Below are 14060 nucleotides of genomic sequence, written 5' to 3'. Positions count from 1 at the left end.
GGCCAGATGGCCGACATTAAAGATCCCGAAAACACCGTCATCATTGAGCTGAAAGACGGCAATGTTGTTATCGAACTGCTGCCCGATGTGGCGCCCAAGCATTCCGAACGCATGAAGGAACTGGCCCGCGCCGGCGAATATGACAATGTCTGTTTCCATCGGGTGATCGACGGCTTCATGGCGCAGACCGGCGATGTGGCCAATGGCGACATGGAAGACGGGTTCAACATCCGTATGGCGGGCACTGGCGGCTCTGATCTGCCGAACCTGCCGGCTGAATTCTCCAAGCTGCCGCATGACCGGGGGACCCTAGGGGCTGCGCGCTCTGCCAACCCGGACAGCGCCAATTCGCAGTTCTTCATCAATTTCAAGGACAACCACTTCCTGAACGGCCAGTACACCGTTTACGGCCGTGTCATCGAAGGCATGGAGCATGTGGATGCAATCACCAAAGGCGAGCCGCCTGCGAACCCGGACCGGATGATCTCGGTCAAGGTTGCTGCGGATGCTTAAGCGCCTGTCTCTGGTGGCGCTGCTGGCAGCAGGGCCTGCCTTTGCTGCCGGCCTGGAGGTCCAGGTTGAAGGCGAAGCCAATGGCACCATCAAGATCGACCTCTTTGAGGATGTGGCGCCCAAACATGTGGAGCAGATCACCGCGCTGGCGGCAGAAGGCCAATATGATGGCGTGGTGTTCCACCGGGTGATCGACGGCTTCATGGCGCAGACCGGCGATGTCGAGTTCGGCCGGATCGGCGGCGACATGAGCTATGCCGGGCGCGGCGGTTCCAGCCGTCCGGATCTGCCTGCGGAATTCTCGGATCTGCCGTTTGACCGCGGTGTGGTCGGCATGGCGCGCTCGCAAAGCCCGAACAGTGCCAATTCGCAGTTCTTCATCATGTTCGATGCGGGCCATTTCCTGAACGGCCAGTACACGGTTGTCGGCAAGGTAACCGAAGGCATGGATGTGGTCGACGCCATCAAGCGCGGCGCCGGCAACAACGGTTCTGTGGTCGGACAGCCGGATGCGATGACCAAGGTGACCGTGACCGAGTAGAGGATAGGTTTCGCTGCAAAACAAGGCCCGCGCCGGACAGCTCTGGCGCGGGTTCTTGAACCACTGCTGAAAAAAGGTGCACCGGGCAGGTGGCGCCTTTTCTTTTTCAGCCTGTTCTGCAGAGTCAGAACAGGAAGTTGTCTGCATCCTGCAGGTCAGAGACACTGGTATTTTCGATCCGGATGGTAACATCGGCAAAGGACACCAGCACATCGTCGCCCTGCTGGTCGAAATCCAACTGATCAAGTCGGGCGGCGCCACGGCCGATTTCAATGTGGTCCTGGCCGATGGAGAAATCGGTGATGGTGTCGTTGCCATGGCCCTTGCGGAAAACAAAAACATCGGCATGGCCGCCGCCTGTCAGAAGGTCATTGCCCTGATTGCCCTGCAGTACGTCACGGCCACTACCGCCGTTCAGCGTGTCATTGCCGGAGCCGCCAGTGAGGGTGTCATTGCCTCCGCCGCCCGCCAAGCGGTCTTTGCCGTTTCCGCCATGCAGCTCGTCGCGACCACTTCCGCCTTTCAGCTTGTCGCCTCCGTTGTTGCCTTCGAGGAGATCGTTTCCGTTTCCGCCGTTCAACCAATCGCCAGCGTCACCGCCAAGTAGAGTGTCATCGCCGCTTCCGCCGGTCAGCTGGTCCAGGCCGTAGCCGCCTATCAGGCGGTCGTTTCCGGCTTCCCCGTTCAAAACATCATTGCCTGACAGGCCGCGGATCGTGTCGTTTCCATTGCCACCAAGGATCAAATCGTGCGCCAGGCCAGAGACTGAGTTGCCGTTCAGATTGTTGCTGCTCGAACTGCCCACGGTTAGAGCCAGTGAGCGATTTGCAAATTGTATGATTTCGATACTATTTAGGCGATCGAGGCCGTCGGCGCTGTTGAGCAGCAGAGTGCCGTAGCTTGAGGTTGCAGTTGCATCGCCGAACTTGTCGCTGATGATCAGCTTGTCAGTGCCGCTGCCGCCGTAGATTGTGTCGTTGCCGGTACCCATGCGGATCGTGTCATTACCGCCGTAGGAATTGAAGTTTTGCCCAATGGCAATATTGACGTCGATATTGTCGCTTTGGCTCAGCAGTGACGAGTCGCTGATATAATCCAGCTCGTAGTAAGCATACTCAAATTCGGAAACGGAGAGCCGGATCGTGCCATACTGGCTGATCGACATCGAATTGATGGTCCAGTTGTATAAGGATGAGCTGGAAAAGCTTCCAGTCATTGTCAAAGTTGCGCCGCTGCTGCCGTTGATTACGATGTGCGTACTGGTGTGGGAAGCCAAAGTCGGATTGTCAAAATATCCGGATGTCAGAAAATCCAGGCTCCAAATGCCGGATGGATCATTGATCGTAATTTTCGTCATTGGCTGAAAAATCCCGTTGTAGCTATTTTCTTGCGAGAATTATGAGAAGTTAACATTCCCTTAACGGTAGCAACCTGGAAGGGCAAGGACAGGAATTCCTGAACATCTGACAGCACTTGGAAGACATTGGGGGAAACGCGCAACAAAAAACGCCGCGGGGGCAGCCCCGCGGCGTTCTGGTGGTCTCTGTCAAACCCGGCCTTGTCCGGCCAGGCCTGTTACGGTTCAGCTTTCGGCTTTATGTGCCTTGGTTGCGGCCTGAACAGCTGCCGAGGGCGTCGGTGCTGCTGCGGCGGCGGGCGCCGGTGCGGCAGCCGGTGCGGATTTGCGGCCGCCCGGGTTCAACGGATCGTCCTGGCGCTGCACGGAGCCTTCAAAATGGGCGCCGCTTTCGATGGCAATGGTCTTGTGAATAATGTCGCCTTCGACCCGCGCAGTGGAGGTCAGGCGGACCTTCAGGCCGCGCACACGGCCGACGATGCGGCCGTTGATCACCACGTCATCAGCGGTGATTTCACCCTTGATGGTGGCGGTTTCGCCAACGGTCAGCAGATGCGCGCGGATGTCGCCTTCGACGGTGCCTTCGACCTGGATGTCGCCGGTGGTCTTGACGTTGCCGGTGATGTGCAGGTCCGAGCTGAGCAGCGATGCGGCGGGCTTGGCCTTGGGCATGCTGGAAGTATAATCACTGGGAGCTGGCGCCGCTGCCGGTGCTGCGGCGGGTGCCGGGGTTGCTTCGGCCTGCTTCGGACCAGGCTCATTGATCTTGGATTTAGAAAACATTTCTTGCAGCCTTGATGTAGATCATGGGGTTTACGGGTTGCCCGTTGACCCGCACCTCATAGTGGAGGTGGGTCCCGGTGGATCGTCCGGAGTTACCCATATCAGCAATGTGATCCCCGCGCGAGACCCTTTGGCCCTTAGTCACGCGGAGTTTCGAGTTATGGGCGTATCTTGTTTCGATGCCGAAAGCATGGCGGATGGTGACCAGCCTGCCGTAGCCGGACTGCCAGCCTGAGTGGGTGACAACACCGTCGGCTGTGGCAAAGATATCGGTGCCGGTGCTGCCGGCAAAGTCAGAGCCTTTGTGCAGGCGGCGGCCGCCAGTTTTCGGATCGCGACGGTAGCCGAAGCCAGAGGTCTGCCGCACAAGGCCAAGGTTCACCGGCGTTGCAAACGGCGCCTGCTGCGCAGCCAGCCGGTACAGGTTCAGCTGGTCGAGTTTGGCCAGAATTGCATTGGCGCGCAGCGTGTCAGGGGCCGGATCCTCGCCACGGGTGGACATCGCCAGCGGCTCCAGCGGGCCGCCCTGTCCGTTGTAGCCGCGCCGCACCTGCTCAAGGATGTTTTCTGGCGGCATGCCTGCATTGCGAAACATCTTGTCGAGCGGGCTGACGGACACTGTGACAGCCTCTTCCAGCTGCCGGAAAATCTGGCTGTTGCGCTCATTCATCAGCTGGATCTCCAGCTCCAGTTCGTCGCGCTGTGCCAGAGCGCCCTGGGCATCAGCCAGAATCTGGTCGCGTTCGGTCGCGGTGTCGGCCAAGGCACCTGCCAGCAGATCCATCTGCGCTTCGGCGCTTGCCATGACAGCATGCGGGCTGGTGCCGTCCTCGGTCTGTTCCTTCAGCTGCGCCAGGGCTTTGCGGGCGCCGTCACGCTGGGTCATTGTGTCGCGCAGGGTGGTCTGGATCACCTCGATACCGGTTTCCAGCTCGCGGCGGCGGGTTTCGGAGGCCAGCAGCTCTGACTGCATCACCGAGATCTGCGCCAGCGCGGCATTGAACCGCTCCTGCGCGGCCAGCGCTTCTTCGGCGCGGGAATCGCGTTCGGCAGAAATGGCGTTGAGACGGGTGCGATAGGTCTGCTGGTCGCGTTTGGCCAGTTCGCGGAAATTGCCGGAACCGATGCTGTCCATCAGGACGATGGCTGTGGCGACAATTGACCAGGCGACAAACAGGGTGGCGCCGGCCACGGCGACCAGCTGGGTTTCAGAACGCAGCCGGATAAAACGTGTGTCAGTGTCGGACTTCAGGAACACCCGCCGCTCCGGGAAACGGCGTTCGAGAAAACTGTGAATTCTGATCGCGAACCTTGTGCGCAACTGTTGTGTCCTGTCCCAGCTTCAAGGCGGGCCGCGCAAGCTGCTCCGGCTCCTTGGCCGAAGTAATTAGACAGGGCGGCGCAATTGGGCAAGCCTGTTGACCCTTCTGCAGCGACAGCCGCCGGTGGCGGCGGAAGATAGGCGGAAAATTGCCGAGTTGATCTGTGCTGTGGCCCGGGCGGGACACCTGCGGTTTTCCGTCAGCAAGGGCGGGGCGACAGCTGAAGGACGATGGGCGTGTGCGGCCAGAGCAGGAAGAGGAACAGGGACTGGGGCTTTGGTGCGGCGGGGTCTTTTGCTGCGGAGACGGAAAAGGGGCCCCCGTTTTGGGTCCGAAAATACGTTGGCCAGAAAATACCGCCCGCAGCGCGCAGACGCCCAAGCTGCAAGAATGGACTGCGCCTGTTGAGCAAGCCAGACAGACTGTTGGACCAGCCAGCCTGTCTGGCTTCCTGGGTCTGCGCGCGTTTACCAGCCCGGCAGCGGTTTTACCTGATCTGCCAGTGGCCAGTAGAAATCCGGTGGCAGGCCGGCATCGGCGCGCTTTTCTTCGTTGAAAGGCGGCTTCAGCGCGCCGCGGAAATATGTGCGCACCAGGGAGTGGAATGTCTCTTTGGGGTCCAGGTTGTCCCTGCCGCACAGGAAATTGAACCATTTGGAGCCATAGGCAACATGGGCCACTTCTTCGGCATAGATCAGCTCCAGTGCCGCGACAGCCTGCGGCAGCTGCGCCTTGCGGAAAATATCGATCATGCCGGGGGTTACATCGAGGCCACGGGCCTCCAGCACCATCGGCACCACCGCAAGACGGCCCATCAGATCATCTACCGTGTCTTCGGCGGCGCGCCACATGCCGGCATGGGCGGGCAGGGCGCCGTAGTGGCTGCCCAGAGCCTCAAGGCAGTCGCACATCAGGTTGAAATGTTTTGATTCTTCATCCGCGGCCTTGACCCAGTCGTCGAAGAATCCCAGCGGCATCGGCACATGGGAAAACCGGGCAATGATGTCCCAGTGCAGATCGACGGCATTCAGTTCGATATGAGCAACCGCATGCAGCAATGCGATGCGGCCGGCTTCAGAGCCGGGCTTGCGTTTGGGCACATCGCGGGGGGTCAGGAGTTCGGGTTGGTCCGGGCGGGCTGGGTGCAGCGGCGGACGGGCGGTGCCGACCGGGATCTGCGGTGCTGCGCCGGTGCGGCTGGCCACCCATTCCGCAGCATGGCGGCGTGACAGGGCGGTCTTGGCGCGCCCGTCAGCTGTGGTCAGCACCTCTGCGGCGCGTTCGGCAAGCGAAAGGGGCTGATCGGTCATGCTGGGCTCCTGTCCTGAACGGTGGCTTTTGCAGCGGGTTCACCTGATTTGGGCGGCAAAGTCCAGAGCGGAACGGCAGCGCTCCCGCGCCTGCGGGGGATCAGCAGTCTGATCCCCCTGGCAGCCTTGGGCATGGCAGCGCGCGTTCCGCGCGCTGCGCGCCGCCCGGTAGGGCGGCGCCGGGCCCAACAGTGAGGGCCGTGCCCGTCAGGGCGGGGGCAGAACTGGCGGGAGCGCTCCGCCCCAATCCTGCTGTGCCGGTTTCAGAGGGCGCGGACCGCTTCCAGCACCTCTGCTGCGTGGCCGTCGACCTTTACCTTGCGCCAGACCCGGGCAATCCGACCATCGGCGCCGATCAGGAAAGTGGAGCGCTCGATGCCCCAGTGTTTCTTGCCGTACATGCTCTTTTCGGCCCAGACGCCATAGTCCTCGCAGACGGTGCTGTCTGCATCCGACAACAGCGGCGTGGTCAGCCCGTGTTTGGCGGTAAAATTCTCATGCTTCTTCAGACTGTCCTTGGAAATCCCGAAAACGTGAGCGCCTGCATCGGCGAATGCCTGCAAAGTCTCTGAAAAGGCGATGGATTCTTTGGTGCAGCCGGGCGTATTGTCGCGGGGATAGAAGAACAGCACCACAGGCGCGCCTGTGAGGCTGGATAATGTGACCTCTCCGCCGCCGCCGCGGGGCAGGGTAAAGGAAGGGGCGGGATCTGAAATGTCGAGCATTGGCCTGTCTCCTGACTTATGCGCAAATCTTTGCGCGGCGACCATAGCCCATGAGCAGCAAAGGGAAAGCTGAGATCAATACCGCCGGCGAGAATAACCGCGCCGCCGCTGAGGCGGTGCCTGTGCCGGGCCCCGGAGAGGACAGGGCGGAGCTTGCGCAGGCAGGTCCGCACCGCCGCCGCTGGAGCCTGTTGCAGGGGCTGGTCTGGCTGCTGGCGCTGGTGTCATTTCTCGGCGCGGGTGCGATCTATTTCGGGATCGGTACCAGGCTGGAAGCACCGGATTGGCTGCGCGGCCGGGTGGAAACGCGGATTGAACAGCATCTGAACGGTCTGCAGATCGAGTTTGGCGCCATTCACATGGTCGTAAACAAAGGCTGGCGGCCGCGGGTGAGCCTGCAGGACGTGGTGCTGCGGCATCCGGACGGCAGTGTTTTTGCCCAGCTGGCAGATGCTGAGGCGAGCCTGGCCATGCGGCCTTTGCTGCGAGGGCAGATACAGCCCAAGCGGATTGCGCTGAGCGGGCTTTTTGCGGCACTGCGGCGCAATGGCGATGGCTCTTTCGCGCTGAGCTTTGCGGATGGCGCCGTGCCGTCGCGGCGTGCCGCCAGCCTGGTGGAGCTGATCGAGCAATGGGACAGTCAGCTGCAAAAGCCGGTTCTGGCGGCGCTGACAGAGGTTGAAACCAGTGAGCTGACGCTGTCCTACACAGACGACCGGCTGGGCCGTGGCTGGACTCTGGACGGCGGTCTGATCGGGTTGCAGCGGCAGGGCAGCTCAGTGTCGCTGTCGTCGGTGTTCTCGGTGCTCAGCGGGCGCGGCGATGTGGGCACGGTGGAGGCCAGCTATGCCTCTGAGATCGGCAGTCCAGAGGCAGAGTTCGGCGTGCTGGTGTCGGATATCGCCAGCGAGGACATCGCGGTGCAAAGCCCGGCGCTTGGCTGGCTTGGTGTGCTGCGGGCGCCGATTTCCGGGTCATTGCGCGGCGGCGTCGATGAGGCCGGGGCGGTGCTGCCGGTGCAGGCCAGCCTGCGGATCGGCGAAGGGGTGATCCAGCCCGCCGCACAAACCCGCCCGGTGCCAATCACCGGGGCGCGCAGCTATTTCACCTATGATCCGGCCCGACAGGAGCTGGCGTTTTCCGAACTTGCCGTGCAAAGCGGCTGGGGATCGGGCGTGATGCAGGGGCAGGCCAGCCTCGACGGGATTGAAAACGGACAGCTGGCCGGGCTGGTGGGGCAGCTGCGCTTTACCAATCTGGAGCTGAACCCGCGCCGCCTGTTTGAAACACCGGTGAAATTTCCGGCAGTGGATGCGGATTTTGATCTCAGGCTCAAACCGTTTCAGCTGCGTCTGGGGGAAATGCTGGTGCGCGACGGGGACAGCCGGATCCACTTTGACGGCACTGTCGGGGTCGGCAGCGGCGGCTGGGACTATGATCTGAACGGCAGTGTAGACCGGGCAGAGGTTGCGCGCATCAAGGAACTGTGGCCATCGGTGCTGGCGCCCAAGCCGCGGGAGTGGGTGCGCGAGAACCTGCATGCCGGTCAGCTGCGCGATGTCGGGTTCCATTTGCGCGGGCGCAGCAGCGGCAAGCCGTTTGTTAGTCTGGATCTGGCGTTTGAGGACACCGAAGTGGTGTTTCAGAAATTCATGCCGCCGGTTCGGGGTGGGTCGGGACAGCTGAGCCTGTACGGCGAGCGGTTTGTGGTCACCGCGTCCGGTGGCACCGTGACAGCCGGTCAGGGCGGCGATGTCGAGGTTGCCGGATCTTCCTTCATCATTCCGGATGTGTCAGCCAAAGAGGGCACGCCGGGGATCGCCCGTATCAAGGCGAAGGGCTCAGCCACCGCCGCGCTGTCGCTGCTGAACCGGGAGCCGCTGCAGGTGATGGACAAAGCCGGCCTGCCGGTGGATCTGGCAGAGGGAATGGTGGACGCCCAAGGCACGCTGTCGCTGCCCCTGCAAAAAGACATTCCGGTAGAGGACATTCTTTATCACTATCGCGGCACCGTGCGCGGGATGCTGTCTGACACGCTGGTTCCGGGGCATACAGCGAAGGCCGCTCTGCTTCATGTTGAGGGTGACCAGGGCCAGGTGCGGATCAGCGGTACTGGCAGCCTGTCGGGCATCCCTCTGAGTGCCGGCTGGCAGCAGGAGATCGGCAAGGATGCAGCACCGGACAGCCGCGTGGAGGGGCAGATCGAACTGTCGGCTGCTGCGGTTGAGGCCTTTCGTATCGGGCTGCCGCCGGGTGCGGTTTCCGGCAAGGCCCAGGGCCGCTATGCGGTGGATCTGAAGCCCGGTGTGCCGCCGCGGCTGTCGCTGGAGTCGGATTTGGTGGGGGCAGGCCTGCGCATTCCGGAAATCAGCTGGCGCAAGCAGGAAACGGCGGCTGGCAAGCTGTCGATGACGGCCACTTTGGGGGGAACCGCGACGGTGGACCGGCTGGAGTTGCAGGCACCGGGGCTGTCAGCCGCAGGCCGGGTGACCACGCACACCACCGGCGGGCTAAACCAGGCTGTTTTCACCTCGGCGCGTGCCGGTGACTGGTTCCGGGGGGCGGTGACCTTTCACGGGCGCGGCGCAGCAGCGCCGGCGATTGAAGTGACCAGCGGCCAGCTGGATCTGAACAAATCCCCGTTTTCCGATAGCACCAGCGGCGGAGGCGGCAGCAGCGGCAGTACCAGCGCGGTTCCGGTCACGCTTCGGCTGCAAAATCTGCAGGTGACGGAAAGCATCGGGCTGCAAAATTTTCAGGGCCGCTTCTCCACGCACGGCGGCATGAACGGGGAATTCACCGCCCGGCTCAACGGCGGGACGCCGGTGGCCGGGACCTTGGTGCCACAGAACGGCGGCACAGCCTCGCGCATCCGGTCCAATGACGCAGGCGGGGTGTTCCGTTCTGCCGGGATGTTTGAGCATGGCCGGGGCGGCAGTTTTGACATGACGCTGGTTCCGGTCGGCAAGGCGGGCGAATATGACGGCAGGGTCAATGTGAAAAACATCCGGGTGAAGAATGCCCCGTCCATGGCGGCGATTCTCAATGCAATCAGCCTGGTGGGGCTGTTGGATGAGATGACCGGCCAGGGCATTCTGTTCACCAGCATGGCAGGACGGTTCCGGCTGGGGGATTCGCATCTGATCCTGCATCAGAGCAGCGCAGTTGGCCCGTCGATGGGTCTGTCTTTGGACGGCAATTACGATCTGAACAGCAGCCGGCTGAACATGCGCGGGGTGATTTCGCCGGTCTATTTGCTGAATGCGATCGGGCGGGTGCTGTCGCCACGCGATGGCGAGGGGCTGTTCGGTTTCACCTTCACCCTGCGCGGCACGGCGAATGATCCGTCTGTTTCGGTCAACCCGCTGGCTGGGCTTGCGCCGGGCTTTCTGCGGGAGGTGTTCCGCGGGCCTGCGCCGAAGGTGCCGGGCGACAGCCGGGCCTTTTCTGCGGACGGAAAAGAGCTGGAAGACGGCGAAGAGCTGGTCCGCACGCCGCCGGGGGGCAACAAGTGATCCCGGCTGCCGACAAAGAACGGCATGGATTTTCCCCGCTGCACATCTTATAGCGCGCGCCATGAAACTCAGTGACTTCGACTTCGACCTGCCTGACGACCTGATTGCCACCCGGCCTGCAAACCCGCGCAGCTCTGCCCGGCTGCTGGTCGCAGACGGCAGTGACCTGCATGACGGGCAGGTGACCGACCTGATCCGCTGGCTGCGTCCGGGCGACCGGCTGGTGCTGAATGACACCAAGGTCATTCCGGCCCGCCTGAGCGGGCTGCGCCACCGCGACAGCGCACAGGGGCCTGTGGCCGCCAAGATCGAAGCGACCCTGCTTGAGCCGCGCGCCGACGGCAGCTGGGCAGCGCTGCTGAAACCGCTGAAGAAAATCCGCACAGGTGAGGAAATAATCTTCTCCGCGGATCTGAGTGCAACCCTGGAGGCCATCGAAGACGGCCAGGGGCATTTGCGGTTCAATCTGAGCGGCACGGATTTTGACAGCGCCCTGGCCGCGGCCGGCGCGATGCCGCTGCCGCCCTATATCGCCGCCAAACGCGCCGCAGATGAACAGGACAAGACCGATTACCAGACGGTCTGGGCAAAAAACACCGGCGCGGTGGCGGCGCCCACGGCCTCGCTGCATTTCGATGCGCCGCTGCTGGCCGCGCTGATAGAGCGCGGGGTCGAATTTTCCTATGTCACCCTGCATGTGGGGGCGGGGACTTTTCTGCCGGTTAAGGTCGAGGATGTGACCACCCACAGGATGCATGCGGAATGGGGCAGGGTGAGCCCGCAGGCCGCGCAGGAAATCGCCGCCACCAAGGCGGCGGGCGGGCGGGTGATACCGGTCGGGACCACGGCGCTGCGGCTGATTGAAAGCGCGGCCATTGGCGGGAAAATCAAACCGTGGGAAGGGGATACAGATATCTTTATCTACCCTGGCTTTGCGTTTCAGGCCGCTGATGCGCTGATGACAAATTTCCACCTGCCAAAATCGACGCTCTTGATGCTGGTTTCTGCCCTGATGGGGCAGGACGGCATACGGCGCATTTATTCCCATGCCGTAGACAACCGGTACCGGTTCTTCTCCTATGGGGATGCGTCGCTTTTGATCCCGGCGAAGGCGAATACGCCTCAGAAATGCGGCGCGGAATAGTAGACAAGCGCAGCAATGATGATCCTTTATGGCGCATAGAGGGTTCATAATACTGAAACCAAAATCTGAGATGCCGGTCCTGCGGGTCAAACCGCCCGGAGCGAACTATCCATTGTGATGGCAGCCTGTTCCCTTGCGGAGGGCTGCTTTTCTTTCGAAGGAGGCATGGAAATGCTGCAGGTGCTGTCGAGCGCATGGGCGCTGCTGCTTGGAATGATGCTGCTGATGGTCGGCAACGGCCTGCAAGGCACCATGCTGGGTGTGCGCGGCGAGATCGAGGGCTTTGCCACCTTCGAGATGTCGATTGTGATGGCTGCGTATTTCGCGGGCTTTCTGGGTGGGTCGCGGCTGGCGCCGGAGATGATCCGCCGGGTTGGCCATGTCCGGGTGTTTGCGGCGCTGGCGTCCTTTATCTCTGCCGTGATGATCCTGTATCCGGTTCTGCCCAACACTGTCGCATGGGGGCTGGGCCGGGTGATCATCGGCTTCTGTTTCTCGGGCGTGTATGTGACAGCTGAAAGCTGGCTGAACAACGCTGCCGACAACTCCAACCGGGGCAAGGCGCTGTCGCTGTACATGATCGTGCAGATGATCGGCATTATTACCGCGCAGGGCCTGATCCAGATCGGGGATCCCGGCGGCTATGAAGCCTTTGTCATCGCTTCGATCCTGGTTTCGATTTCCTTTGGGCCGATTCTGCTGTCGATCTCGCCGACCCCGGCTTTTGACACCACCAAGCCGATGACCTTGAAGGAGCTGATGAAGATCTCGCCGCTGGGCTGTGTCGGCATGTTCCTGCTGGGCGGCGTGTTCTCGGCCCAGTTCGGTATGAGTGCGGTTTACGGAGCCGCCGCCGGGCTGACCCTGATGGAGCTGTCGATCTTCATCGCCACCTTCTATATCGGCGCAACCATCCTGCAGTATCCGCTGGGCTGGATTTCGGACCGTATGGACCGCCGTATCCTGATTTTCGTTGTCGCGCTGGTCGGCGGTTTCGGCGCTGTGGCGGGCTTCTTCTTGGGGGGTGACTTCAAGATGCTGCTGGTTGCAGCCTTCTTTATCGGCGGGCTGTCCAATCCACTGTATTCCCTGCTGATCGCCTATACCAACGATTATCTGGATCACGACGACATGGCTGCGGCTTCGGGCGGTCTGGTGTTCATCAACGGGCTTGGCGCCATTGCCGGTCCGATGATCACCGGCTGGCTGATGGCGGATTCAGTCTTCGGCCCGGCGGGGTTCTTTGCCTTTATCGCGGCCCTGATGTTCGTGATGGCTGCCTATGCCGCCTACAGGGCGACTCAGCGTGCAGCAATCCCGGTTGAAGAAACAGGCAGCTTTACCGTGATGTCGCCGACAGCAACGCCAGTTGCGGTGGAATTTGCCCAGGAATACGCCATCGAGACTGAGCTGGAGGAGCAGGAAACTGCCAATGAAGAGAGCTGATTGCGCTAACCATCCGAAATTGTGAGGATTATTTCACACAGCCCCCTTGCCTGTTGCAATTTGTGACCCAAGCTTACTTGTAAAGCTACTGTAAAATGGCCTGAAGATAGGGTCAGGAAAACACTTGGAGTTACGACCGATGGCTGGTCCCGAAGAGATACTTGCATTCTGGCTCGACGAAGTCGGAGAGAAGGGATGGTATCTGCAGGATGACGCGCTGGATCAACAGATCCGCGAGAAGTTTCAAAAAACCTGGGAGGCAGCCTGCGAAGGCACGTTTTCCTTCTGGCTCACTTACCCGAGCGGAACCCTGGCCTATATCATCCTGATGGACCAGTTCCCGCGCAACATGTTCCGCGGCGAAGCCCGGGCGTTTGCAACGGACCGCGCCGCGCTGTCGTCGGCGAAGGTTGCGGTCAACAAGCGGTGGGACATGAAGATTGATGAACCGGCCCGCCAGTTCTTCTACCTTCCGCTGATGCATTCTGAAAACCTGTGCGATCAGGAACGCTGCATCCGTCTGATGATGGAACGGATGCCGAAGACCGGCGCCAGCAATTTGCTGCATGCCCGCGCGCATCGCGAAGTGATCCGCCAGTTCGGCCGCTTCCCCTACCGCAACGAGGCCCTGCGCCGCGCCAGCACGACCCCGGAGCGGGATTATGTCATGGCAGGCGGCTACGGCGAAACCATGCGGCAGATCCAGGCAGTCGGCTGACAGCGCTGCGTGTGAGACATTTATTAGCCGCGCCCTGAGGAGAGGCGCGGCTTTTTCATTGGGTCCGACGGTTGCGGGCCTCAGTTGCCGGCTTCAGTTTCTGGTCGCAGCGCAGCTGCCATCCTGGCGAATCCATGCGGCGGTGCTGATCAACCGACCGGCCAGGTCCGCAGCCCCAGCCTGTGCCGCCTGTGCCGCCGCTTCCTGCGGCAGGGTCCGCAGTGCATTCAGATGGGTTTGAATATTCTCCAGCCGCGCCTCTATCCGGGAGAGGCGATGGGCTGTTCCTGTCTCGGGTGTGGCCTGCACTGCCTCTCGAACTTCGGCCATCTCCTGATGCAACTCTGTTACAACTGTCGTCAGCGGTGCCACGGCTCCTGCAATCTGAGAGGCCCTGGCTGTGACCGCGTCGGCCGTGGCTATCAGCTTCCACGCCAGGAACAGACAGAGCGCCAGAAGGATCAGGGTGGCATTCAAAACCGCCCGGACAAGATCAATAACAGTTTTTGTCATTAGGGCTCTATCCTGGTTGGTGGATTGACGTAATAATCCGGCCTATGCTGGCCCGGAGCTGCGCGCGCTGCCAAGCGAAAACATACCGCAAATACGTGACCGCTATGCCGCAGCAGAGGATGATTGCAGTGCAGAATGATTTAGTTTAACGGTAAACTAGTTTTATGGAACCT

The 14060-nt window shown here is 61.5% G+C and carries 12 protein-coding genes; 6 read left to right on the top strand and 6 right to left on the bottom strand.

Translation table 11 applies throughout. The annotated features are described in order from the left end of the window. Positions 1–6 precede the first annotated feature (6 nt). On the top strand, positions 7–513 hold the full coding sequence (locus tag ACP151_RS14075; RefSeq protein ID WP_424979535.1) for a peptidylprolyl isomerase: 507 nt from the start codon (positions 7–9) through the stop codon (positions 511–513). Then, positions 506–1054, top strand: a complete 549-nt coding sequence (locus ACP151_RS14070; RefSeq protein WP_424979534.1) for a peptidylprolyl isomerase — start codon at positions 506–508, stop codon at positions 1052–1054. Before ACP151_RS14075 ends, ACP151_RS14070 begins: the two co-directional genes overlap by 8 nt. 124 nt (positions 1055–1178) lie before the next feature. Here the strand turns inward: ACP151_RS14070 and ACP151_RS14065 are convergent, their stop codons facing one another. The 5 genes from ACP151_RS14065 to ACP151_RS14045 form a co-directional block, all read right to left on the bottom strand. Beyond that, positions 1179–2411, bottom strand: coding sequence for a calcium-binding protein (locus ACP151_RS14065; protein ID WP_424979533.1), 1233 nt, complete (start codon positions 2409–2411; stop codon positions 1179–1181). A 225-nt stretch (positions 2412–2636) separates the two neighbouring features. Continuing rightward, the gene (locus ACP151_RS14060) at positions 2637–3194 is read right to left on the bottom strand and encodes a bactofilin family protein (RefSeq protein WP_424979532.1); all 558 of its coding nucleotides are present in this window, start codon (positions 3192–3194) and stop codon (positions 2637–2639) included. Further along, on the bottom strand, positions 3184–4515 hold the full coding sequence (locus tag ACP151_RS14055; protein ID WP_424979531.1) for a DUF5930 domain-containing protein: 1332 nt from the start codon (positions 4513–4515) through the stop codon (positions 3184–3186). The genes ACP151_RS14060 and ACP151_RS14055 overlap by 11 nt, the downstream gene beginning before the upstream one ends. 468 nt (positions 4516–4983) lie before the next feature. Then, positions 4984–5826, bottom strand: a complete 843-nt coding sequence (locus ACP151_RS14050; protein ID WP_424979530.1) for a ferritin-like domain-containing protein — start codon at positions 5824–5826, stop codon at positions 4984–4986. A gap of 263 nt (positions 5827–6089) precedes the next feature. Further along, on the bottom strand, positions 6090–6551 hold the full coding sequence (locus tag ACP151_RS14045; RefSeq protein WP_424979529.1) for a peroxiredoxin: 462 nt from the start codon (positions 6549–6551) through the stop codon (positions 6090–6092). Positions 6552–6601: 50 nt separating this feature from the next. Here ACP151_RS14045 and ACP151_RS14040 point away from each other — a divergent pair, with 50 nt between their 5' ends. The 4 genes from ACP151_RS14040 (at position 6602) to ACP151_RS14025 (ending at position 13374) form a co-directional block, all read left to right on the top strand. Further along, on the top strand, positions 6602–10066 hold the full coding sequence (locus tag ACP151_RS14040) for a DUF3971 domain-containing protein (RefSeq protein ID WP_424979528.1): 3465 nt from the start codon (positions 6602–6604) through the stop codon (positions 10064–10066). 61 nt (positions 10067–10127) lie between these two features. Further along, the gene (gene queA / locus ACP151_RS14035) at positions 10128–11210 is read left to right on the top strand and encodes a tRNA preQ1(34) S-adenosylmethionine ribosyltransferase-isomerase QueA (protein ID WP_424979527.1); all 1083 of its coding nucleotides are present in this window, start codon (positions 10128–10130) and stop codon (positions 11208–11210) included. 171 nt (positions 11211–11381) lie between these two features. After that, positions 11382–12656 carry an MFS transporter gene (locus ACP151_RS14030; RefSeq protein ID WP_424979577.1) on the top strand — a complete coding sequence of 425 codons (1275 nt, stop codon included), beginning with the start codon at positions 11382–11384 and terminating at the stop codon, positions 12654–12656. A gap of 139 nt (positions 12657–12795) precedes the next feature. Next, positions 12796–13374: a DUF924 family protein gene (locus ACP151_RS14025; RefSeq protein WP_424979526.1), complete on the top strand. Its 579-nt coding sequence runs from the start codon at positions 12796–12798 to the stop codon at positions 13372–13374. A gap of 93 nt (positions 13375–13467) precedes the next feature. Here the strand turns inward: ACP151_RS14025 and ACP151_RS14020 are convergent, their stop codons facing one another. Next, a complete protein-coding gene (locus tag ACP151_RS14020) occupies positions 13468–13887 on the bottom strand; it encodes a hypothetical protein (protein ID WP_424979525.1) in 420 nt (139 codons plus the stop codon). Positions 13888–14060 lie beyond the last annotated feature (173 nt).

The organism is Leisingera sp. S232, assembly GCF_049800895.1.
Lineage (GTDB): Bacteria > Pseudomonadota > Alphaproteobacteria > Rhodobacterales > Rhodobacteraceae > Leisingera.
Note: the sequence above shows the minus strand (reverse complement) of the source record. Positions and strands in the feature narration are given on the sequence as shown.